Source organism: Desulfoscipio sp. XC116, assembly GCF_039851975.1.
Lineage (GTDB): Bacteria > Bacillota > Desulfotomaculia > Desulfotomaculales > Desulfallaceae > Sporotomaculum.
The window spans coordinates 1,517,624-1,541,644 of record NZ_CP156660.1 but is presented as its reverse complement, the minus strand read 5'-3'; the positions used below and the strand labels follow the sequence as shown (position 1 = coordinate 1,541,644).

Below are 24,021 nucleotides of genomic sequence, written 5' to 3'. Positions count from 1 at the left end.
AACTCCCTCTTTATAGAAGCAGGAGTCCTGGAATCTGATAAAAAACGGGGAGAATTAAGTTTATGTTGGGATATAAGCAAAGGATATTTTACTTTGTAATGGTGCTAATTTTCACCGATACCCTGCTATATGGAACCATCGTACCCTTAATACCTTTCTATACCCAGCAACTGCAATTAAACTCAGTAATGATGGGGATTCTATTTGCTGCCTATTCCCTAGGGCTTTTGGTGTTTAGTATTCCTTTGGGCATAATCGCCGAAAGATACGGCTACCGAAAGGTCTTTTTAGCCGGTATGGCGGGATTAACCCTTGCTACCGCCCTTTATGGCTTCGCCAACAGTCCTGAAATATTGTTCCTTTGTCGACTTATACAGGGGATCGCGGCGGCTGCCTCGTGGACGGCGGGGTTAGCCATGGTGGCTTTGTTATACCCTGAACAGCAGGGGGAAAAATTGGGTTTGGTTATGGCAGCCATGGGTCTGGGTATAATTCTTGGCCCTCCTGTTGGCGGCATGTTGTTCCACTACCTGGGTTACCGGGAAATGTTTATAGCACTGGCAGTCTTTTGTTTTTTATTGCTGTTCATGCTCTGTTTTGTAAGATTTGCCCATTTAGCCGGGGGTAACCGGAATAAAAATTTTGCGGTTTGGCAGGTTAGGCACAACCACAGCCTGATATGGCTGGGTGTGGTTGTGTTAATCTCCAGCAGCAGCTTTGGTATGTTGGAAATATTATTACCTAATTACCTGGATGGGCGTTTTGGTCTGGGCAGTTTACAAATTGGTATGGTTTTCGGCCTGATGGGCCTGGTTCACGTCTTTAGTGATGCCGGAGTGGGCTTTTTATCGGATCGGCACGGCTATAAACCGTTTGTGCATTGGGGTCTTTGGGCCAGCGCCCTTTGCCTGCCATTTTTAGCCTTGGCACCCAACCCGATAATATTAACCCTGATTTTAGCACTTTTGGGCACTACCCTGGGAGCAGTGCTTACACCCAGTCAACCACTGATGTATCATATTGTTGCGGCCGACCCGGTTTTATGGCCAAGCGGCGGGGCCGGGCTTGTATATGGGGTCTTTAACACCTGTTTTTCCATGGGGTTAATGTTCGGACCGCCGCTGGGCGGGCTGCTGGAAAAATATTTTGGCTTTTCGGTGGGGCTAATTTTATTTGCGGTGCTGTTAATGGCTTCGGCAGTGCTTTTCCGTTATAAAGTGGGCACGGTATCGTTGCCCAACGCCGGCAGATAGGAAAACCGCTCATGGGAATAGAGCTATTCGTCAGATAGCATCTTATCCTACTCCTTTGCCACTTATGATCGGTCAGTGTGTGATGCTGTTTCAACTCTGCATAACCACCAATCCCCCCGACGTCTTCCGATGGTCTATTCTGTGCTCCGTCAATCCATGCAGGATGATTTGCTGCTTTGGTAAAGCATGGCCTCATGCATCCACTGCTCCTCCGCCCCCAACATCTCATCGCTTTTCGATTTTAAAATGCCTGACAATCTATTGCTACAAATATTACGGTTGATCATATATAATAATGTTTGGCGGTAAATCCATAGAGTTCATGTTAACTCAGGAAGGAAAAAGCTTATGTACGATAATATTATCGAAACCATTGGTCATGCTCCACTCGTTAAGATAAACAAATTAAACCCTAAACCACATATTCCCATCTACGCAAAGTTAGAGGGCTTTAACCCCACAGGGAGCATCAAAGATCGTATTGCCATAAAAATGATTGAACAGGCTGAAGAATGCGGCGCTCTTACTCCTGGAAAAACCATTATTGAACCCACTTCCGGCAACACAGGGATCGGTTTGGCCATGATCGGCGCCGTAAAAGGATACGCAGTTGAAATAGTAATGAGTGCGGCTGTTTCAGTTGAACGCCGCAAAATGATTGAGGCTTTCGGAGCCAAGACTACTCTAACGGATGCCTCCCAGGGAACCGACGGAGCCATCATGAAAGCCCATGAACTTTGCCGCACCTATCCCGATCAATACTTTATGCCCAATCAGTTTTCCAATGAATATAACAAGCTGGCCCATTATGAAACCACCGCCCATGAAATCTGGGAGGACACCGGGGGCAGGGTGACCCATTTCGTTTCCTCCCTTGGCACCTCTGGAACGCTCATGGGAGTGGGCATGGGCTTAAAAGCCCAAAACCCCAATATACAGATAGTTGAAGCGCACCCGGTTCTGGGTCATTATATCCAGGGCCTCAAAAACATGCAGGAAGCTATCGTCCCGGCCATATATGATCCCACCCAGATTGACCGGAGTGTGATGATTGAATCCGAGGATGCTTTTGCGATGGCCCGCAAAATTGTCGCGCAAGAAGGTATCTTTGTAGGCATGAGCAGCGGGGCTGCTATGGTGGCTGCCCTGGAATGCATCAAAGAGATAGAAGAAGGCTTTGTGGTAGTAATTTTCCCCGATAGGGGTGAAAAATACCTGAGCACGGGGTTATTTCACTTAGCGACTTGATTTGTTGTGTATCTCAGGAACCCGCACACAATTTGGGACAAAGGAAGATTTATATGCCTGCAGTTTTCGAAGAGTGTCCGAAGCTGAAATTATTGTGGATAGACAGATTATATCGCGGATATCAAAATGCTTGCTGGTGCTATCGGTATTGGTATCAAGGATACTATCGACACAGCAGATTCATGGCCCAAAAAACCGTAGATTGAAGGATCTTTGAGGATTCCGTCGGCAAAATGAATTTGTCCATTAAAGATATAAACGGTGAGTTATGGGTAGTTTCTCAATTTGCATTATATGGAGATTGCAGAAAAAAAAGGGGGGGGAAGACCGTTTTTTTCAAATACCGCCAGGCCGGAAACAGGAAAGGCAATTTTACAACTACTTGATAAACAAGTTTTGCAGTTTAGGTATTGCCAAAGTGCAATCTGGAATTTTTGCCGCGCATATGCATGTGAGACTTGTTAACAATGGTCCTGTTAGACCAGATACCGATATTGAGCCAACATGTTTAATCTGCAGCGGTTTGCTGCCGAGTACGGAACGAATCCAAACAGCTTCCTGCTCAAACAGTTCAGGTCAAATCGGATCGTATTCAACAAGATTGATCGGTGCATTTGTGCGGCTTCAACTCACCAATTGTGTTCTTTGCAGCTCTTCATCAGTCGTAAGCATGGAGCTATTATTCGATTGCATTTTATCGAACTCCTCGCTATTTATGATGGGGTGCTTCTTCCGCTACAATGTTCCAAGGGATGCCGAATTTATCAGTCAAGGCAGCGTGGAATGTACTGTAAAATGTCTCAGTCGGCGGAAGCGTAATCTCACCGTTTTCTTTCAGCCAATCAAATATTTTCTGTGCTTCTCCATTTGTGGGTACAGTTGCAGTTAGTCTGACTACATTCCCCTTTGTCAAAATCCCAACTTCATCGGCAAACCAAAAAGTTGTTCCACAGATTTGCATTTCAGCATGTAAAACCCAAACACTTAAATCCGATGGCAGTTTCTCAACACCACTGGGAACATATTCGCCGTATGGCATTGACATGCCAATTTTGCTTTCAAACGCCTTCTGATAAAAATCCAAAGCCTCTTTGCAGTTACCATTAAATATAAGATATGGTGTAATCATACACGATCTCCTTTTATTCATTAACTTAAATTATTGTTTTTTTAACTTTGGTAAAGAAATGGTTGCTTACAAACACTATTCAGGAAAATGACATTCTAAATTTTTAATATCAATCCTGTCGACTTCTCTCAATTCATATCCACTATGAAATAGTTTTTGAGCTTCTGCAGAAATACATGGTATAACTCTACCCTCAAATAATGAACAAGAAAACCATTTTGGTTCGAAATGATACCAACCACCATCTGGAGAAGCCTGCTTAGCACTTCCGTCTTGATTGATTATCAAGGGATGTATATCTAAATAACCAAGTTCCGGGTGATGCAGTTCAATACGTGAAGGACTCCAATCAGTCGTGATTTTATATCCCTTATCTTTTAATGCCTCCAATAGAACCTCCTCGGATTCATTATCGAAATCAATGTCAATATCTCTATGATCCCTGTTTTGTTTTCCGGTCAGGATATCAACTCCCCATCCCCCATCAACCCAATATTTTATATTTAAATCTTCTAACAAATTTAAAACCTCAATTAAATTTTCTTTACTTGTTATTTCCTTTTTGTTCACAAAAAACTCCCTTTCTCAAATCCCGACTTATCATGGCAAAAACAGCTCATTTTTATTATAACATCCAACCTACTCTCACAGAAAAAACATCTAATCCGCACTCCACATGCCTTGTACTTGTAATTCTAATGATCGCAGCGCCTGGCTACACATCTGATGTGCCGGTTTGTGAAAAATCAGAGCATGTAGGTACAATGGTATTGCTTTTAAAAATTATGAATACATTGTATTATATTATTTTCGTGTTTTTGACACGCTCGGAGGGATTATAAATGTCCAACAATAACGAACAGTTTCAATCAGAGAAAGAAAATACCCCGTGTACGACAGGCAAGCAAAACGAACAGATCAATTGCAATCAATCTCAATCGCCTTTTCCAAATGATTATAAGAACAGTAAACCGATGACTGCCCCGGCACCCGGCTCAAACATAATGAACGAAAAAACAGGGAAATCGGATGTATCCCATTCCCAGACGGTGGGTGTTCGGGGTCCTGTCCTTGTGCAGGATACCGTTCTACATGAAACCTTGGAAACCTTTGTATTCTCCACCACACTACCAAGACGTATTCATACAAAAGGATATGGTGCTTTCGGATATTTCTGTACCACTCACTCAATGAAGCAATATACCAAAGCCGGATTTTTGCAAACGCCCAATCAACAGGTGCCGGTGGCGGTGCGTTTCTCTCTTGCTGCAAGCAATCTGGGAACGCCGGACACTTCCAGAAATGTGCGGGGATTCAGCACCAGGTTTTATACCAATGAGGGAATCTTCGATCTGCTCTGCAATCATATCGCTGTCTTTTTTGTACGTGATGCAATTCGTGTACCGGATGTAATCAGCCATCTTTCGCCTTCGCCCGTGAATAACCTGACTTATCCGGAACTACTTTGGAGTCTGTTTGCCAAGTACCCCGAAGCAACAAATATGCTGATATGGCTTTTCTCAGATTTGGGAACGGTAAAGAGTTTTCGCCATATCAAAGGATATAGTGTGAGTACCTATGTCTGGCGAAATGCGCAGGGTGTTCGCCACTATGTGAAATACCACTGGCTCCCCATGGCAGGGGCGGAATACATTAACCAGCAGGAGGCTCAAAGGCTGGCATGCCAAGACCCTGATATTGCCGGACGTGACCTGTATGACAGTATAGCAAAAGGAAAGGCCGTGGAATACCAACTGTGTGTGCAGCTGATGGATCCTGAAGATGCAAAGCTACTGCCCTTTGATCCTTTGGATGATACCAAGGTATGGGATGAAGCCCAATATCCCCTTTTACCTGTTGGGCGTATGGTTTTAAACCGCAATCCGGAGAATTATGCTGAGCAGGTAGAAAAATTAGCCTTTGCTCCGGCGAATTTACTTCCCGGTCTGGAATTTTCAGATGACAAGGTACTGCAGGGACGTACATTTATTTATTCGGATGCACAGCGTCACAGACTGGGCCCTGATTTTCGTAATATCCCCGTCAACAAACAGCCAAACTGGTCTCCTGCATCTACGGTATCCAGTGGAAACGGCAGATATGTCGCCGGTGAAATTATGCGTGCCGAAATCCCGAATCCGAACAATTTTACACAAGCGACTCAGAAGTATGAATCCTTTTCTGCAGCAGAGAAAAAGAACCTTGTGAATAACATTGCGTCAGGACTTGTATATGCCCAGCCTAATACGCAGCGCATCGTCTTACGGCATTTAGAACAAGTTTCCCCTATACTTGCAGAGATGGTCAAAAATCAAATGCTTTTTTATGCAGGTACAGTGGGAAGATAAGCCCTATTGCTTTGATTCTTCTGCAATCAATATTTTTCACTGTAAAAAGGCTGAAATCGAGCGTTTTTCGCTCTAATTTGAGCCCTTTTTTAGTTTAAAAACCACAACTACCATCTTATTTGCTCTCAGAACCGCTATTCGTCATCAGAACTACGCACTCTCCACGTGCCTTAAGTGCGCTCCGTTTGAGCCTGGTGAACCCTTGGCGAACAGTGCTATTTTTACTACAGTTGTTCATTACTTTGTGGTCCCTTTTTGATTGAGCAAATATAGACCGCATCAAACGAATCATTCGCAAAGGATAATACTGTAGCGTCTTCGATGGAAATATTTAGATGATAACCAAGAAGGAGAGTACAATCTTGACATTTTTTATAGTAATTGCTTTATAGTACAGATATGCATAAATAGAATTTCTCCGTTTGCTTGTAATCTTCAGTATATAACTCAAACGCATTAATGCCGACATTATCGTTGAATTCAAGTCCCGATGTTTTAAACCACTTTTCTAAATCGTTTGATACCGTATGAAAAATTAACCCCAGGCCCTCAGGGTACTTGAAAATAGCGTACTTGGAGCCGGGAATAATTTTTTCATCCAGATTGGTCCGGTCTCCCCAATACTCCTCTGCAGCTATGCCATAGAAACAAAAAGTGCGGGACGGATCGCTGTGATCAATGCGAATAATGGTAAAAAATCGCTTGGCGGTGCCCAAAATGAAATGCTCCCCTGCAAATTTTCGGGTTTTATATATTACTTCTTCCGCTTCGCATGAGATTTCTGGATGGAAAATAATTTCCTTCCCAATAACTTTATTGCTTTAATCTCCCGGCAGGAGTAGTCCACGACAATATCATTGTTTTTATTTTTGAAATCCCGCTCAAGAATATCTATCCTATCCATTAACAAAACCCGGAATGCTGATTTCCATGTACCGGACAGGTGATGGATTTTGCTCCGGAATACTCATTCTAAAAAAGCATTGCCATATTAATCGACATATTGGGCCACAAGCTAAGGACAAGGCACTTTTCATGTTGCTTAATTATTTTCTCTTGAGAGGAAATTAATAGGATGGATCTGAATATATTGAGCAAGTTGAAATGCCTATCTGTTTTTCAGATAAAAATACTCGCGTTGGTTTTTATGACTATTGACCATCTCGCCAGGTTTGAGCTTGTTCCTCAGGGATTACGAGAACCCATGGGGATTTTGGGGCGAATCGCCGCGCCCTTGTTTTTTTGTTCGCTGTGGTACAGGGACTGCACCATACGAGAAGCAAAAGCAAATATCTTCTTCGATTGTATGCTTTCGGAATGTTGATTGGGCTGATAAACACGCTCTATGAGCGGGTATTCTTCGGGGACGAGTTCTTCACGCCCAGTAATATAATACCGACCTTTATGTACTTGGCGTTTTTTGTAATCGGCATTGAGTCATTCATCACAGCCGGTAAAAAAAGGTGGTTACGGTGCGTGGTTGCCGTACTCGTAATGATTATTCCGTTTGTGATTGGGAAAATATATCCATTATTCAACGACTGCCGGTATAACATATCTGACGCCGTTTACGAGATTTCAGTTTGGGCAAGAATCCTTGCGCCCGACATATATCACATTGAATATTCGATCGGATTTGTGCTGCTTGGAATATCCTGGTATTTTTGCGGTCGGAGCAAAACGGAGAGGCTTGACTTCAACCAAGGACACCCTTGCCCTTAGCTATATGCTTGGGCTATCAACCCGCACTAGAGACTTTCACTCATTAGACTGCCCTATAACCGGGCGCATATGCAAAAAAGGACGGCCACTTAGCAGGCCGTCCTTTAGGGTCGTTTATCTACCTTTAAACTCAGGCTTCTTCTTACCCAGGAAGGCGGAAATTCCTTCGTCCCTATCTTCCGTAGCAAACACTACTCCAAATAAATCAGCCTCATGAGCAAACGCTTTTTCCAGGTCCATCTCCAGCCCCTCATTTATCGCTTCCTTGGTCAGCTGTACGGCTACAGGACCACGAGCGGCGATACGCTTGGCCATATTCTTACAAAAATTCATCAGTTCCCCGGTCGGCACAACATGGTTTACCAGTCCCATGCGATGTGCAGCCTCGGCGTCATACATATCGGCGGTAAATAATACCTCCTTGGCTATACCCGGATTAACCAATCTGGTTAACCTCTGGGTTCCACCAAAACCGGCAATTAAACCAAGATTAACTTCCGGTTGGCCAAGTTTGGCATTTTCAGCAGCAATACGAATATCGCAAGACATGGAAAGCTCACAGCCGCCGCCCAGAGCAAAGCCGTTAATCGCGGCAATCACCGGCTTGGACAAATTCTCAATTTTGCTGAACACTTTTTGCCCCAGCCGGGCAAATTTTTTAGCTTCGAGTGGTTTAAGGGTTTGCATAAAAGCAATGTCGGCACCGGCCACAAATGCTTTATCCCCTGCACCGGTAACAATTATCACCCGTACTTCATCGTCATTACCCAGCTGTTCCATAGCCGCGTCAATTTCCTGCAAAGTTTCACCGTTAATGGCGTTGAGTACTTTAGGTCTGTTTATTGTTAATACGGCAATGCCGTTTTCCTTTTCTAATAAAATATTATTCCAACCCATTATAAAAAACCTCCCGGTGATTTAATTATTTATCGTATACATAAAAACCACGTCCGGTTTTTCTGCCCAGCCAACCGGCCGCCACATATTTACGCAGCAACGGGCAGGGGCGATATTTACTGTCGCCAAGACCGCTATGCAACACTTCCATAATATAAAGGCAAGTGTCAAGGCCGATTAAATCAGCCAGAGCCAGCGGTCCCATGGGGTGATTCATACCTAATTTCATAACCTGATCCACTGCCTCAGGGGTGGCAATCCCTTCATACACGCAATAAACAGCTTCGTTAATCATGGGAATTAACACCCGGTTGCTCACAAAACCAGGGGCGTCATTCACTTCCACAGGCACCTTGTTCATCCGCTCGCTGAGTTCTTTTACCGCGTTAAAAGTTTCATCACTGGTAGCCAGCCCGCGGATAATTTCCACAAGCTTCATTACCGGTACAGGATTCATAAAATGCATGCCGATAACCTTTTCCGGACGCTTTGTTACAGCGGCTATTTCAGTAATCGGCAAAGAGGAAGTATTAGTGGCTAAAATAGCATGTGCCGGTGTAATCGCATCCAAATCCCGGAAGATCTTACCTTTAATCTCCATGTTTTCAATGGCCGCTTCCACCACTATGTCTGCATCACTGGCGTCCTGCAAACTAGTGGAAGGCTTAAAGCGCTTAAGTATGGCTTCCTTACCGGCTTCATCCAAGCGGCCTTTACTCACATCACGACTTAAATTCTTTTCTATAATGCCCATACCTTTGTTGACAAATTCTTCTTTGATATCATTTAAAAGTACATCCAGACCTGCCGCGGCGGATACCTGGGCAATACCCGAACCCATTTGCCCGGCTCCAATAACCATTATCTTTTTAATATCCACATTAACCCCTCCACATTATTTATAATGTTAATTATTTATTACCAAGAACCGTCATCCCCAACAGCCCGGTTATATATTTTCAACAACCAGTGCAGTGCCCTGCCCGCCACCAATACATAATGTAGCTAAACCATATTTGCTGCCCCGTCGTTTCATTTCATACAAAAGGCTGATCAATATTCTGGTACCGCTGCAGCCAATGGGGTGTCCAAGGGCTATGGCGCCGCCGTTTACATTGGTTATATCCGCAGGCATTTCCAGTTCCCGCGTTACTGCTAACGCTTGGGCGGCAAATGCTTCGTTGGCCTCTATCAAATTCATATCCGCTATGGTAAGACCGGCCTTGGCAAGTGCCTTTCTGCTGGAGGGAATCGGCCCCAGCCCCATGTAAGCGGGGTCAACCCCGGCGGATGCCGCCGACCTGACGGTAAATAACGGTTTTATGCCCAGCTCGGCAGCTTTTTCCGCGGACATAACCACCACGGCAGCCGCGGCATCGTTAATACCGGAAGCGTTACCGGCCGTTACGGTGCCATCCTTCTTAAAGGCAGGCCTCAGCTTAGCCAGCCCTTCTAATGTAGTACCCCGGCGGGGGAACTCATCAGTATCGAAATATACAGGCTGACCTTTTTTCCCAGGCAGTTGCACCGGCAATATTTCATCTTTGAAACGTCCTTCATCAATGGCGGCAATAGCCTTTTGCTGGCTGCCGAGCGCAAAGGCATCCTGTTCTTCTCTGGTAATACCATATTTAGCTGCAATATTTTCCGCGGTTATGCCCATGTGATAATCATTAAATGCACACCATAACCCGTCTTTAATCATGGCATCTACCAGTTTAGCATCGCCCATACGGTAACCCCAGCGTCCCTTTTCTACCAGATAAGGGGCCGCCGACATGTTTTCCAAACCTCCGGCCACGATTATATCAGCTTCACCGGCGGCAATCAGCTGTGCGGCCAGACCTACTGTTTTTAATCCTGAACCGCATACCTTGTTCAGTGTCCAGGCCGGCACTTCATGGGGTATCCCTGCCTTGATGGAAGCCTGACGGGCCGGGTTTTGGCCTAATCCCGCCTGCAAAACATTACCCATGATTACTTCTTCCACCTGAGCAGGTTCAACACCAGCCCTGCGCAGGGACTCGGCTATAACCTGGGCCCCCATTTCCGAAGCAGGTATGGCTGTCAGTGAACCACCGTATTTACCTACCGCTGTGCGAACTGAGCTGACAATAACGGCTTCACGCATAACAACTCTCTCCCTTCAAATTTGAAAAATTATAAATGGGTAAATGCTTTCCCTCCAAGCGCCACCCATTCACGCAGTCATATAAACAACTGCCTAATTTACTTTAAGCCGGCGAAAATGTCCCGCCGGCTTAAAACAAAACATTTACCATAAGTTATTGCAAATAACGTGCCACAAGTTCCGCTATATCTTTGGCCTGCACTTGCTCCGCCTGGTCGTGTTCTTTAAGTCCGTCCTCAATCATCGTAAGGCAAAACGGGCAATTAACCGCTATTACATCAGGTTTGGTTTGCAAAGCCTGTTCTGTTCTCATTACATTTATCCGGTTACCAAGGTGTTCTTCCAACCACATTCTGCCGCCACCAGCGCCACAACAAAATGCCCGGTTTTTGTTCCTATCCATTTCCACCAAGTTAACACCGGGCAAATATCCGATAATTTGACGCGGTGCATCATATTCATTGTTATACCGACCAAGATAACAGGAATCGTGATAAGTAAGTTTTAATGAACTGCCTTCACCTTGCAAGTTCAGCTTCTTATCTTCAATTAAACGTTTAATTAATTGAGTATGATGGATGACTTCATAGTTTCCACCAAAACTTGGATACTCGTTTTTCAATGTATTAAAACAGTGCGGACAGGCAGTGATGATTTTTTTAACTCCGTACCCATTAAGCACCTCAATATTTTCTTCCACCAGGGACTGGTATAAATATTCATTACCCAACCTGCGGGCGGAATCGCCGCAGCACTTTTCTTCACTGCCCAATATCGCAAAATTAATGCCGGCAGCTTTTAATATCTTTACCAAAGAAGTAGTTACATTCTTAGTCCTATCGTCGAATGAACCGGCGCAGCCCACAAAAAGCAAGTATTCCGCATCCTTATTATCTTCTATTAACGGCACATCAAGCTCGTCAGCCCAATCGGCTCTATTGGACCAACCCACACCCCAGGGGTTAAAATTGCGTTCCAAGTTGGTAAAAGCCAGCTGGGCTTCATTGGGAAACTCACTGCGATCCAGTACCAGGTTGCGCCTTAAGTCAATTATTTTATTGATATGCTCATTTAATTGTGGACAGTGTTCCTGACAAGCATAACACGTAGTACAGGACCAAATAACATCTTCACTGATCACTTCACCGGCCAGTTCAGGTAAATCAGTCTGTTCATTTGTTTCAGCAGTTGCATGAGCCTCTTTTAGTTTGCCCAATGACTTAGGGTTACTGGGTAAATTATTTTTCAAATCGGCTATTAATTGTTTGGGTGATAACGGTTTGCCACTGAGATAAGCCGGACAATTTTCCTGGCAGCGCCCGCACTCGGCGCAAGCAAAACAATCCAACAGCTGTTTCCAAGTGTAATCAGTAATTTTGCTTACCCCGAAATTCTCTTCTTCCTCGTTTTCCAAGTCCAGACTTTTAATCGAACCGCCCCGGGGCTGCAAATTGCGAAGATAAATATTTATCGGTGCCGCCAGCGGGTGCACCAAGTGGGAATAGCGGAAAAAAATAAGCAAACCAAGTGCCAGCACAACATTTAACCACCAAAACACTTCATATAAGATCTGGCTGGCCGACAATGTCATACCGCTCCAAAACGCGGCCAGCATACCTGTTATGGGAGCCAGCACATAACGATCGGCGCCGGCATATACAGCATGCGCGCCACTGCTAATATAATAACTGATAACGAGAGTAACAATTCCGGCAATTAAGGCAACAATAATTTTTTCCTCTGCCCAACCCCCGACCCCAAGGCTCTCCTCTTTGGCAATATATCGTCGATAAGCAGATATCAGCATGCCCACAATAGCCATCAAGCCAAAAATATCAATCAGTAAGTAAAAATACGGATTACTCCCCAGAAACGGCAATACAACTCCGGGAAACAATCCTTCCAAGATAGATCCCACTATACCCAGAGAAAAAACTATCAGGCCCCAAAAAATAAGCAGATGCATAAAACCCGCGCCGGGTTCCCGCATTATTCTTCTCTGCCCCAATACTATACCCAAAGCTCCCAATAATCTTTGCCCCGGTTGGTCAAACCTGTTTTCGGGCTTAGCCAATGCCAGCACTTCATAACGTTCCCTGATACCCATACCAAACGAATACAGACTAAAAATAAGCAAAAGTACAAAAAGTATAATTTTAATTGTTATCATGTTGACCTTCACCTCACCGATTATTTCGGCATTCCCGGGCTGGCGCCCACTAGGTCAACACATAGCCTCTTTTCCTAATTGCCCCATATTTAACAAATGACAATTTACAGCAGAGCGGATAATACCGCTCTGCTGTAAATGTTAATCACTAAGCAAGTACTTTCTTTAATTCTTCTTTTAAAATAGGCACGACTTCAAACAGATCACCAACAATACCATAATCGGCAACTTTGAAAATATTAGCTTCTTCATCCTTGTTTATAGCCACGATACATTTGGCTGAGCTCATACCGGCCAAGTGCTGAATGGCACCCGAAATACCGCATGCAACGTATAGTACGGGAGAAACCGTTTTCCCGGTTTGGCCAACCTGAATACTCTGGGGCACCCATCCGGCATCCACAGCAGCCCTGGAAGCGCCCACGGCAGCGCCAAGTACGTCAGCCAGCTCTTCTAAAATTTTAAAGTTCTCAGGACCTTTCATACCCCGGCCACCACTTACGATAATATCGGCTTCGGTAAGCTCCGGACGTTCCGAAACCTGACGCACGATATCCTTAATGACCTGACGGATATCACCGGCGTTGGCATCAACTTTAACCACTTCGGCTGCCTTAGGATTAGCTACGGCAGCAAAAGTGTTGGGGCGAATAGTAGCCATAGCAGGACGTGCTTCAGAGCAAGCAGCATTGACAAATATCTTGCCGGCATACAATGGACGTGAGAAAACCAGCTGTCCGTCAGCAATTTCCATGCCGATGCAGTCAGTCATTAGGCCGGTTTGCAGACGCTGGGCCACCTGGGCAGCCAAGTCGCGGCCGGTGACAGTGCAACCAAGTAAAAATGCACTGGGCTCATATTGCTTAATTAAATCAGCCACTACATTGGTGTAACCATCAGTAGTATAATTTTCTAAAGCATCATTGTCTGCAACATATACTTTATCTGCGCCGTATTCGCCAAGAGATTCAGCTAAACCAGCTACATCTTTACCCACTAAAACCGCACATAACTCTTCTCCCAACTGGTCAGCTGCTTTACGACCCTCGCTTAATAGTTCAAAAGAAACTTTTTTAACCTGTCCTCCAAGCTGTTCGGCAAAAACCCAAATTCCTTTCGCCATTTACTATTTCCCTCCTTCAAAAAATATGCTATTTAACTAGATAACTTTTGCTTCTTCGCGCAACAGCTTGGCAAGTTCAGCGGCAGCTTCAGCTGCTTCGCCCGGAATAATTTTACCAGCTTGACGCGCTTCCGGCAGCGAGAAGGAAATTGCCTTTACCTTGGGGGCAATCTGGCTGTCATCCAAACCGGCATCTGCCAGAGTCATTTTCTGCATAGGCTTTTTCTTGGCTTTCATAATACCCTTCATAGAAGGATAACGGGGCTCATTCAAACCTTTCTGGGCGGTGAAAACTGCCGGCAGTGATACTTCCACTACTTCACTTCCACCTTCAATTTCGCGGGTAGCTAAAGCTTTGCCACCATCGATTTCCAATTTGGTAACTACATTTACTACCGGAATGTTTAGAATTTCCGCCACTCTTCCGGATACCTGCGCTGAACCGTCGTCAATAGCCCTGAAGCCACCGAGAATAACATCATATTCCATGCCGCCGATCGCTTTAGCCAAAATGGTGGCAGTGGAATACTCGTCAAGTTCCACATCACCGGCATCAACCAGCGCAGCCTTGTCAGCGCCCATGGCCAAAGCCTGTCTTAACGCATCCTGAGTTTGTTGACCACCAACACTGATCACTGTAACCTCACCCTCGCCCTTTTCCTTAATGCGCAGGGCTTCTTCCACAGCAAACTCATCGTAGGGGTTCATGATCATACTAACCCCTTTACGCTCTATTTTGCCGTTACTGTCCAGACTGATTTTTGCTTCCGTGTCGAAGGTTTGCTTCAGGCAAACTAGGATTTTCATACGCTTCCTCCTTTGCTGATTAAGATTAAACTAAACTTAATATACAGGCCCCACATGAATCGGGCCAAAATTTGGGTGGATGATGGCAAAAATGGCCAATTAACCCATTAATCTTACCACAATTAATAAGTGAATTCTGTACAAGCCCCAAAGCTCTTTAATAGTGTAATTATTCGGAATGCTTACGAGAGATAGCTTGACATACTTCACCAATTACCGTGGCAGGTTACATGTTATCAATGTTAACTCTGGGATACATGCCATCAGTAGTTACCATTTCGGTATTAATGTCAGAAATCCTTTTTTTCTTTGAAACCTTGTTATAATTTTTAAAAATATTTACTATTTAAAATACTAATAGCAGCTGTATCACAGCTTTGCCTTCATAAATATTACTTCTTAACTTATTACAACAAGTAAAATCCGGTTTCATCAAATAAAACACTATTCAATAAGAATGGGCGACTTCGCCGCCCCCAAAATAGCAAGGTACATTTTTTTCTATAGTAAAAACCGGTAGCACATCTTATTTTAAAATATTGGCCGCAATGACTATGCGCTGCACCTCACTTGTGCCTTCATAAATCTCAGTAATCTTAGCGTCACGCATCATGCGTTCCACAGGATATTCCCGGGTATAACCATACCCGCCCAAAATTTGCACCGCCTTAGTAGTCACCCACATAGCGCATTCAGAAGCATATAACTTGGCCATAGCCGATTCCTTGCTAAACGGCAGTCCGTTATCTTTAAGATAAGCAGCCCGGTATACCAACAACCTTGCCGCATCAATGCGAGTGGCCATATCAGCCATCATCCATTGCAGACCCTGGAATGAACTGAGCGGCTTATTAAACTGCTCACGGATCTTACTGTATTTAACAGCTTCATCAAAAGCCCCCTGAGCTATGCCTAAAGCTTGAGCAGCAATACCTATCCGACCTCCGTCAAGTGTCATTAAAGCTATTTTAAACCCTTTACCCTCTCCGCCAAGCAAATTCTCTTTGGGAATACGGCAATTTTCAAACACAAGCTCATATGTTGACGATGCCCTGATACCCATCTTGTGTTCCTTTTTACCAAAAGTAAAGCCGGGCGTGCCTTTTTCTACAACAAAAGCAGATGTTCCCTTACTGCCTTTTGATTTATCAGTGCTGGCAATAACTACATAAATATCCGCTTTTTCGCCGTTGGTAATAAAAATTTTACTGCCGTTAAGTATATACCCGTCACCATCCAACACTGCAGTTGTCTTTACGGCCCCGGCATCGGAACCGGCTGACGGTTCGGTCAGACCCAGAGCTCCAATCTTATCGCCATTGGCCAGCGGTACCAAAAATTTTTGCTTTTGTTCTTCAGTGCCAAAGGCATATATAGGCCAGGAACCCAGTGAAGTGTGGGCGGAAACTAAAACTCCGGTGGAAGCACATACCCGGGAAAGCTCCTCAACAGCAATGGCGTAACAAAGATTATCCATCCCGGCACCACCGTACTCCTCGGGGAACGGGATACCGCTAAGGCCCATTTCAGCCATATCGTCCCACAGCTTCCAATCATATTCTTCAGCTTCATCCATGGGACCCGCCTTGGGGGCAACCTCATTTTCAGCAAAATCCCGTACCGTTTTACGAATCATTTCTTGTTCTTCACTAAGTTTAAATTCCACACTTATTCCTCCTTTTATGGTATGGAGACATTATTCATAATACATATTCAGCAAACATAAGTTGTCCCCGTTTTAACACATAATTTATGCAAAAAACATACCAAGCTAGATATCAGCCAGCCACAATTAATTACTTCGCAGAATAGTGCGGAAAATACGGAAACCTATAACGCCAGTGGTTCTAACCATTCAATTAAGGAAAACACATAACAGCGTTTAGCCAAACCCGCAATCCGTAAAATCATGGTCTAATAATTATCCACGTTTCTTTATATGTCAACACACATAGACAAAGCTTCCCGACTACCACCTCTTTCATTATTCAATACCATCATCAATCAATACCATCATCCAAAGTACTGACTGAACATTCAGTCAGTACTTAATAATAAGTTATGTCAAATTTGAAAAATCGTCAATAGTTTTTTTATTTTCTACTCTTTGAGATAAAAAAAGACGGGCTATTAACCCGTCCTCAATGCCATATTTTATTTTTTAATTGTAGCCCATTCTTTTTCACGCAATTCAATACGCCTGATTTTACCGCTGATGGTCTTGGGCAGGCTGTCCACAAACTCAATCTTCCGCGGATATTTATAAGGAGCGGTTACTTTCTTAACATAATCTTGCAATTCTTTAACCAGTTCCTTCGAACCGACATACCCGGGAACCAAAATTACAAACGCTTTAACCACTTCACCGCGTACTTCGTCAGGACTGGATACCACCGCCGACTCAGCAACCGCAGGGTGTTCAAGGAGGGCGCTTTCCACTTCAAAGGGGCCAATCCGGTAACCGGAAGCAAGGATAACATCATCTGATCGGCCGACAAACCACAGGTAACCATCTTCATCCTTAATAGCACGGTCACCCGTTGTATACCAGTCTCCCCGGTGAGATGCGGCAGTTTTATCCGGGCTTCTCCAATATTCCTTAAACAAGCCCACCGGCCTTACCGGTTTCACTTTGACGGCCAGATCCCCTTCTTTACCTCGAGGAAGAATATTTCCTTCATCATCAATAACCTCTACCACAAACCCGGGCATTGGCTTACCCATTGAACCCGGCCGCACTTCAAGGCAAAGGAAAGAGGCAGATAAACATACGCTTTCAGTTTGTCCATAACCGTCCCTGATTTGTAAACCAGTGTATTTTTCCCAGGTATCAATAATTTCCGGGTTTAACGGCTCCCCGGCCGCAAACGCATGGCGTAATGTTTTAAAATTATATTTGGAAAGGTCCTCCAAAACAAACATGCGATAAGCCGTGGGCGGGCCACACAATGTAGTAACAGGGTATTTTTCCAGATTGGCAAGAGTCTTTTTAACATCAAACCTTGAGGAATGGTGTACGAATAACGCCGCACCACAGTTCCAGGGGCCAAATACACTACTCCAGGCTGCCTTGGCCCAACCCGTGTCGGACAAGTTCCAATGCAAATCATTTGGTGTTAAGTCCATCCAGTATTTTCCCGTTACCATATGGCCCATTGGATAACTGGTATGGGTATGCACAGTCATTTTAGGATACCCGGTGGTTCCAGAAGTAAAGTATAAAATGGCGTTATCATCACTTTTGGTGTTAGCTGTTTCAAATTGGTCAACAGCACTGCTTACAGTGTCTTCATAATTAGTCCAGCCCTCTTTTTTACCACCGACTAAAATAAAACTCTTCACAGTAGGGCAATCACTGCGCACTTCGTCAACTTTCGGCGCATTATCGGTATCAGTAATTACGCAGACAGCTTCAGCGGAATCAAAACGGTATTTTAAATCTTTGGGGGTTAATTGAGTGGTACCGGGACTAATAACAGCACCCATCCGTAAACAAGCAATGTTTATTTCCCACCACTCAAGCAACCTGGGCATTATTACTACGACAACATCATCCTTTTTAACACCCTGCCCGGCAAGAACATTACACAATTGCCTGGATCTCCGGCACAGCTCCGCAAAAGTTTTCTTTACCTCGTTATCATTATCATCCACCCACCAGATGGCCAATTTTTCCGGATCTTCGGCCCACTTATCCAGCACGTCCCTGGCGAAGTTATAGTATTCCGGCACTTCCCACTTAAATTCAGCGTATGTTTTTTCGTAGTCAACCATATTATGTGTCTGACTCATAAAATCCCCCTTCTTTGCTATAATACTATGCTTGTTGTTGCCAGGAAAAATGCCATGCCGTTCTCGCACTTTTCCTACTATTGTCTATTGCAAAAAATTAGCCACTTTTCTGACAAATAACCTTAACGGCTTATATTTAATCCTTAAAGGCCTTCAACAAAAGGTTAACAGCTGATATTGATCATCCTTTGAGAAAAGCATCCGTCAACGAATAAAGACACTGATTAATCATGCAATAAACATCAAGGCGCATTGCAAATAATGTTTGTTTATCGCTTTGTGTAAACACCGGTTAATATGTTTTTAATACACACACTAATAACCCGATGAGCAGGTCTGTTTATGCGGTTTCTATATTCGCATCCTCTTCCCTGCCCAATATACCGGTTGCCGTTTCTCTTAATTTGTATTTTTGGATCTTACCGCTGGCCGTAGTGGGATATTCATCTATAAATATAATAAACGCAGGTATTTTATGACGAGCAATTTTGCCGCCGCAAAATTGCTTTATTTCCGCTTCATCTGCTGTTTCACCCGGCTTCAGCTGGATAAACGCCACCACCTCTTCACCATACTTCCGGCTTGGCACCCCTACTACCTGAATATCCTTAATCTTAGGATTAGTGTATAAAAATTCTTCTATTTCTCGCGGGTAAATATTTTCGCCGCCACGAATAATCATGTCTTTTAATCTGCCCGTTATTTTGCAGTAACTGTTTTCGTCCATGACCGCCAGGTCACCGGTATGCAGCCATCCTTCAATATCCACAGCCTGAGCGGTGGCCTCGGGCATATTATAATACCCTTTCATAACGTGGTAACCCCTGGTACAAAGTTCACCTTGTACCCCATGCGGCACTTCTTCGCCGGTTTCCGGGTTGACAATCTTGACTTCCACATTGGGCAGCGCCCTACCCACCGTACTAACCCGCAGTTCAATGGGGTCAGTAGTTCTAGTATTGGTAATACCGGGAGATGCTTCGGTTTGTCCGTAGGTAATGCATATTTCACTGGCTCCCATTTTATTTACCACGGACTTCATAACTTCAATGGGACAGGGGGCGCCGGCCATAGCACCGGTACGCAGGGAGGATGTGTCGTACTTATTCTTTTCCATCTCTTCCAATTCGGCTATGAACATGGTGGGTACACCGTGCACTGCCGTGCACCTGTTTACCTCAACAGTTTCCAATACTTTTTTAGCATTAAATGACTCCACCGGGGCCATAGCGCCACCGGTAACCACACAACACATGGTGCCTATTACACAACCAAAACAATGAAATAAGGGCACCGGAATACACAAGCAATCATCCGGGGTAAGCTTCATACATTCCGCCATACTGAAAGCGTTGCCGGAGATATTTGTGTGGGTAAGCATAACCCCCTTGGGAAAGCCGGTGGTGCCCGAGGTATATTGCATGTTAATTACATCATCCGGATGCAGCGAAGACTCCCGGGCTTTAAGCTCTTCATCGGTAACTTGCCTGCCCAATTCATAAAGGTCGGACCAATTATACATACCGGGCATTTTATTATCTCCGATATAAATAACATTTTTCAACTTGGGCAACCGGGCACTGTTTAACTGTCCAGGCGCGCATTGTTTCAACTCGGGACATAATTCATACATGATGTTTACATACTCATTTTGTTGTCTAACTCCATGCACAAGTATAACAGTGGTTGAATCGGATTGTTTTAATAGATATTCCAATTCAAAAGAGCGATAATTGGTATTAACCGTAACTAAAACGGCGCCCATTTTGGCACTGCCAAATTGAGCAAGCACCCATTCACATACATTATTAGCCCAAATTGAAACATTCTCCCCTTTTTGTATGCCCATGGCCATAAACCCTTTGGCAACCTGATTGCAAATATCCCTGAACTCCCGATAATTATATCGAATACCCCGTTCATGATATACCAGGGCAAGATTATCACCAAGTTCAGCAGCCATTAAATCGACCAGCTGCCCGATGGTAACTTTACCAATTTCAAACTGGGGTGCATTCATTCAGAAAAGCCTCCCTTTATAAAAATTATACCTTCAAAATTAGTTATATAGTAAATTGATAAGCCGCTAGACAACGCACAAGTTTTCTGTCACTTTTTAATATTCTGAATTATGCAATCATTACAATCCCCCCCCCGCTCGTTTTTACTTAAACTTAAATAAATATATACCAAGCTTTTAATATATCCTCATTTTTTCCACCGTACATATCAAAAATAAGTTGAAGATAGAGAGCAACACAGAAGCCCCGCGCTTTTGTGTTGCTGTAAATGATAAATGCTATATGAATAAGCCTCAAATATTACATAATTTATTTAATAAAGAGAATGTGTAAAAATTCAACAACCCAGCAACCGGGCTATAACCATACGCTGCACTTCAGAAGTGCCTTCACCAATTTCGAGTAGTTTAGCATCTCTTAAATACCTCTCCACGGGGAACTCCTTCATATAACCATAACCACCATGAATTTGAATGGCCTCTAAAGCAGCTTTGGTGGCCGCCTCCGATGCATAAAGTTTGGCTATGGCCGCCTCTTTTGAACAGGGAAGGCCATTATCCTTAAGCCAGGCCGCCTTCAAGCATGTTAGCCGTGCCACCTCAACACTGGCCGCTATATCGGCTAATTTAAACTGAATTGCTTGAAATTTTGAAATACTCTGACCAAACTGTACCCTTTCCCGAGCATATTTTAGGGATGCATCCAGGCAAGCCTGGGTGATTCCCACAGCCATTGCGCCAATGGCAATACGCCCTCCATCTAATACCTGGAGAAACTGCTTAAAACCACCATTCTCTTTACCCACCAAATTCTCTTTGGGCACGCGCACATCATCAAAAAATAATTCGGTAGTATTAGACCCATGCAGTCCCATCTTTTCATAACCGGCTCTGACAGTGAAACCGGGTGTATCAGTGGGGACTATTATAGCACTAATTCCCCGCTTACCTTTGCTTTTATCAGTCACCGCCGTTATTGTAACAAATTTGGCGTAGCCGGCATTGGTAATAAAGCATTTACTGCCATTAATCACCCATTCATCACCATTCAGCGTCGCAGTTGTTTTAGTACCGCCGGCATCCGTTCCGGCCTCGGGCTCGGTAAGCCCGAATGACCCTATGCTTTCCCCGCTGCACAACATGCTTAAGTATTTCCTTTTTTGCTCTTCACTGCCAAATAAATATATGGGCGCACAACCAAGAGAGATATGAGCCTCATAAGTCAACCCTGTCGACGCGCACGCTCTGGTGATTTCCTCCAGGGCAAGACAATAACTAATATAGTCGGCACCAGCCCCACCGTATTGTTCAGGGAACGGCAGGCCCATAAGATCCATTTCGGCTAATTTTTGAACGATATCCACAGGAAACTGACCGCTTTTATCAATATTCGCTGCTTTGGGGGCTATTTCCTGCTGAGCAAACTCATATACCACATCCCTGATCATTTTTTGATCCCGGGTTAAGCTAAAATCCATAATAACGCCTCCTCATGCCATTTGTTTGAATTTTATGAATTCGCAAAATTCAGGCAACTGGGAAACATCACACCCTCAATGGTTAAATATCATAACCGAAAAGCATTTTTACCGGCCCCAACGGCATTTTGCCTTTAAATTAACACTATTTATAAAGATATGTTGTAAACCACCTTTTACGCAATTATTACCGGGTTGTTAACAATAAAAAAGAAAAGCTGAGCAAGGGCACAGCTTTTCTGGCTATTACAGCAGCAATAAGAACTGAATTTTATTACCGACGTTTACGTTAAATTATATTTCATCAATTTTTTATATAAACCCGGCCTGGATATACCCAGCATCTGCGCTGCTTTGGCCTTATTACCCTTACTATTCATCAACGTTTGCAAAATCACCATTTTTTCGGCCTGATTCATTACGTCAGCCAGGGTCTGACCCTGGGCCAGTTTTATTGAAAGATCATCTTTTTGTTCGTGATCATAGCTTTTGTGCTCTAAAGGTTCTTCATCCAATATGTTAATCAAATGATTAGGCAAATGTTCTTTGCGTATTGTCTTACCTTCTAAAACATTAAAGGCTCGTTCAATTGTATTTTCCAATTCACGAATATTACCCGGCCAAGAATATTTTTGAAATATATTCTCAACCTGAGACGATAAACATACGACTTTTAATCCAAATAATTTATTATACTTTTCAATAAAGTGAAGTACTAAATTTTTGATATCTTCTTTCCTTTCCCGCAAGGGTGGGATGGGGAGATTAACCACATTTAAACGATAAAATAAGTCTTCCCGGAATTTTTTATACTTAACCATATGGTGCAAATTTACATTGGTAGCCACCACCACCCTGACATCGGACAATTTCACTTCCACACCACCCAGTTTCTGTATCTCCTTTTCCTGTATAAACCTTAATAATTTGGCCTGCAGCACAAAGGATAAATCCCCTATTTCATCAAGAAATACAGTACCGCCATTGGCTAGTTCCAATTTACCCACCTGACCGCCTTTTTTGCCGCCTGTAAAAGCACCATCTTCATAGCCAAAGAATTCAGATTCCAGTAAAGTATCAGGGATAGCCGCACAGTTGATCTTAATAAATGGACCCGACCTGCGCAAACTGGCGGCATGAACGGCCTGAGCAAAGAGCTCCTTTCCTGTGCCGCTTTCACCGGTGATCAAAATATTTGAATTGCGCGGCGCGACTTTTAATATTGTTTCCTTTAGATCTATCATTTGAGGACTGTTGCCAATAATACTATCCACCGTATACATCCCATTAAAGCCATTGGACTTTAATGGTTTCTTTTTTTTAGTTATACCCCTTTCATTGGGCAACTCCCGATCCGAATTTAAAAAAATAAGTTTGACCAGTGCTCCCCGTATCCGCTGATTTATAATAATGGGCAGGTAATCCGCCAGAAAATTGCGCCCCTCCACACTGGATATTTTGCCTATCTCAGGCTCACCGGTCTGTAATGTCTTGACCAACCTGCGCAATCCATTATATTTACATACATCAACTAACTTATGGCCTATCAAGTTATCCGGAGATGTTTTTAAAGTTTCAGCCAAAGCAAGATTAACTTGCTTAATAACCCCATCTTCGCTAATCACCAGCAAACCTTCATTACTATTCTCGAAAATTGTATTAAGGATTTTTTCGGCTGAATAACCTTCTTGAACTTTAATATTGTCCAGCATGCTATTTGTGCTCTCCGGATAAAGCACTGACAATCACCTCGTTTAAATATTTTGACTTTAGCAAATATTTTATCAACTAACTATAAGTATGTACAGCACCGGATGACAACTTAGACATAAAATATTGCTTAAATGCAGCTATATACTATGATTATTATACTGTGTCACAATTGATTACACTTTTATAAAAC

The 24,021-nt window shown here is 43.7% G+C and carries 17 protein-coding genes; 3 read left to right on the top strand and 14 right to left on the bottom strand.

The features are described 5' to 3' along the window. The first annotated feature begins 62 nt into the window (after positions 1–62). Entirely contained in the window at positions 63–1,253 is a 1,191-nt protein-coding gene (locus ABDB91_RS07290) for an MFS transporter (protein WP_347490957.1), read from the top strand. A gap of 348 nt (positions 1,254–1,601) precedes the next feature. Next, positions 1,602–2,501 carry a cysteine synthase family protein gene (locus tag ABDB91_RS07285; RefSeq protein ID WP_347490956.1) on the top strand — a complete coding sequence of 300 codons (900 nt, stop codon included), beginning with the start codon at positions 1,602–1,604 and terminating at the stop codon, positions 2,499–2,501. A gap of 709 nt (positions 2,502–3,210) precedes the next feature. Here the strand turns inward: ABDB91_RS07285 and ABDB91_RS07280 are convergent. Both ABDB91_RS07280 and ABDB91_RS07275 read right to left on the bottom strand, forming a co-directional pair. Beyond that, on the bottom strand, positions 3,211–3,630 hold the full coding sequence (locus ABDB91_RS07280; protein WP_347490955.1) for a VOC family protein: 420 nt from the start codon (positions 3,628–3,630) through the stop codon (positions 3,211–3,213). A gap of 75 nt (positions 3,631–3,705) precedes the next feature. Next, positions 3,706–4,200: an aminoglycoside adenylyltransferase gene (locus ABDB91_RS07275; RefSeq protein WP_347490954.1), complete on the bottom strand. Its 495-nt coding sequence runs from the start codon at positions 4,198–4,200 to the stop codon at positions 3,706–3,708. A 272-nt stretch (positions 4,201–4,472) separates the two neighbouring features. Between ABDB91_RS07275 and ABDB91_RS07270 the strand changes: the two genes are divergently transcribed. After that, a complete protein-coding gene (locus tag ABDB91_RS07270) occupies positions 4,473–5,978 on the top strand; it encodes a catalase (protein ID WP_347490953.1) in 1,506 nt (501 codons plus the stop codon). Positions 5,979–6,364: 386 nt separating this feature from the next. On the opposite strand, the gene ABDB91_RS07265 is transcribed toward ABDB91_RS07270, so the two are convergent. The 12 genes from ABDB91_RS07265 to ABDB91_RS07210 all read right to left on the bottom strand — a co-directional run bounded on the left by ABDB91_RS07265 (position 6,365) and on the right by ABDB91_RS07210 (position 23,830). After that, entirely contained in the window at positions 6,365–6,694 is a 330-nt protein-coding gene (locus tag ABDB91_RS07265) for a hypothetical protein (RefSeq protein WP_347490952.1), read from the bottom strand. 1,120 nt (positions 6,695–7,814) lie between these two features. Next, positions 7,815–8,597 carry an enoyl-CoA hydratase-related protein gene (locus ABDB91_RS07260; RefSeq protein WP_347490951.1) on the bottom strand — a complete coding sequence of 261 codons (783 nt, stop codon included), beginning with the start codon at positions 8,595–8,597 and terminating at the stop codon, positions 7,815–7,817. 25 nt (positions 8,598–8,622) lie between these two features. Continuing rightward, positions 8,623–9,471 carry a 3-hydroxybutyryl-CoA dehydrogenase gene (locus ABDB91_RS07255; RefSeq protein ID WP_347491551.1) on the bottom strand — a complete coding sequence of 283 codons (849 nt, stop codon included), beginning with the start codon at positions 9,469–9,471 and terminating at the stop codon, positions 8,623–8,625. A gap of 75 nt (positions 9,472–9,546) precedes the next feature. After that, positions 9,547–10,728, bottom strand: coding sequence for an acetyl-CoA C-acetyltransferase (locus tag ABDB91_RS07250; protein ID WP_347490950.1), 1,182 nt, complete (start codon positions 10,726–10,728; stop codon positions 9,547–9,549). Between the two features lie 154 nt (positions 10,729–10,882). Continuing rightward, positions 10,883–12,898 carry a heterodisulfide reductase-related iron-sulfur binding cluster gene (locus ABDB91_RS07245; RefSeq protein WP_347490949.1) on the bottom strand — a complete coding sequence of 672 codons (2,016 nt, stop codon included), beginning with the start codon at positions 12,896–12,898 and terminating at the stop codon, positions 10,883–10,885. Between the two features lie 148 nt (positions 12,899–13,046). Further along, positions 13,047–14,021 carry an electron transfer flavoprotein subunit alpha/FixB family protein gene (locus ABDB91_RS07240; RefSeq protein ID WP_347490947.1) on the bottom strand — a complete coding sequence of 325 codons (975 nt, stop codon included), beginning with the start codon at positions 14,019–14,021 and terminating at the stop codon, positions 13,047–13,049. Positions 14,022–14,057: 36 nt separating this feature from the next. Continuing rightward, the gene (locus ABDB91_RS07235; protein WP_347490946.1) at positions 14,058–14,828 is read right to left on the bottom strand and encodes an electron transfer flavoprotein subunit beta/FixA family protein; all 771 of its coding nucleotides are present in this window, start codon (positions 14,826–14,828) and stop codon (positions 14,058–14,060) included. A gap of 526 nt (positions 14,829–15,354) precedes the next feature. Continuing rightward, positions 15,355–16,494 (bottom strand): acyl-CoA dehydrogenase, encoded by a 1,140-nt coding sequence (locus ABDB91_RS07230; protein ID WP_347490945.1) that lies wholly within the window; start codon positions 16,492–16,494, stop codon positions 15,355–15,357. Positions 16,495–16,982: 488 nt separating this feature from the next. Continuing rightward, complete coding sequence (locus tag ABDB91_RS07225) at positions 16,983–18,620, bottom strand: AMP-binding protein (protein ID WP_347490944.1); 1,638 nt, start codon at positions 18,618–18,620, stop codon at positions 16,983–16,985. 340 nt (positions 18,621–18,960) lie between these two features. After that, complete coding sequence (locus ABDB91_RS07220; protein ID WP_347490943.1) at positions 18,961–20,640, bottom strand: AMP-binding protein; 1,680 nt, start codon at positions 20,638–20,640, stop codon at positions 18,961–18,963. Positions 20,641–20,978: 338 nt separating this feature from the next. Continuing rightward, positions 20,979–22,118 carry an acyl-CoA dehydrogenase gene (locus ABDB91_RS07215; protein WP_347490942.1) on the bottom strand — a complete coding sequence of 380 codons (1,140 nt, stop codon included), beginning with the start codon at positions 22,116–22,118 and terminating at the stop codon, positions 20,979–20,981. A gap of 284 nt (positions 22,119–22,402) precedes the next feature. Beyond that, positions 22,403–23,830, bottom strand: a complete 1,428-nt coding sequence (locus ABDB91_RS07210) for a sigma 54-interacting transcriptional regulator (RefSeq protein ID WP_347490941.1) — start codon at positions 23,828–23,830, stop codon at positions 22,403–22,405. Positions 23,831–24,021 lie beyond the last annotated feature (191 nt).

Bases quoted from the DNA above. Each gene is read 5' to 3' on its own strand.
- ABDB91_RS07260 (WP_347490951.1), bottom strand. From the start codon at position 8,597: ATGGGTTGGAATAATATTTTATTAGAAAAGGAAAACGGCATTGCCGTA.
- ABDB91_RS07245 (WP_347490949.1), bottom strand. From the start codon at position 12,898: ATGATAACAATTAAAATTATACTTTTTGTACTTTTGCTTATTTTTAGT.
- ABDB91_RS07225 (WP_347490944.1), bottom strand. From the start codon at position 18,620: ATGAGTCAGACACATAATATGGTTGACTACGAAAAAACATACGCTGAA.
- ABDB91_RS07240 (WP_347490947.1), bottom strand. From the start codon at position 14,021: ATGGCGAAAGGAATTTGGGTTTTTGCCGAACAGCTTGGAGGACAGGTT.
- ABDB91_RS07290 (WP_347490957.1), top strand. From the start codon at position 63: ATGTTGGGATATAAGCAAAGGATATTTTACTTTGTAATGGTGCTAATT.
- ABDB91_RS07285 (WP_347490956.1), top strand. From the start codon at position 1,602: ATGTACGATAATATTATCGAAACCATTGGTCATGCTCCACTCGTTAAG.
- ABDB91_RS07215 (WP_347490942.1), bottom strand. From the start codon at position 22,118: ATGGATTTTAGCTTAACCCGGGATCAAAAAATGATCAGGGATGTGGTA.
- ABDB91_RS07235 (WP_347490946.1), bottom strand. From the start codon at position 14,828: ATGAAAATCCTAGTTTGCCTGAAGCAAACCTTCGACACGGAAGCAAAA.
- ABDB91_RS07280 (WP_347490955.1), bottom strand. From the start codon at position 3,630: ATGATTACACCATATCTTATATTTAATGGTAACTGCAAAGAGGCTTTG.
- ABDB91_RS07270 (WP_347490953.1), top strand. From the start codon at position 4,473: ATGTCCAACAATAACGAACAGTTTCAATCAGAGAAAGAAAATACCCCG.
- ABDB91_RS07250 (WP_347490950.1), bottom strand. From the start codon at position 10,728: ATGCGTGAAGCCGTTATTGTCAGCTCAGTTCGCACAGCGGTAGGTAAA.
- ABDB91_RS07220 (WP_347490943.1), bottom strand. From the start codon at position 20,640: ATGAATGCACCCCAGTTTGAAATTGGTAAAGTTACCATCGGGCAGCTG.
- ABDB91_RS07210 (WP_347490941.1), bottom strand. From the start codon at position 23,830: ATGCTGGACAATATTAAAGTTCAAGAAGGTTATTCAGCCGAAAAAATC.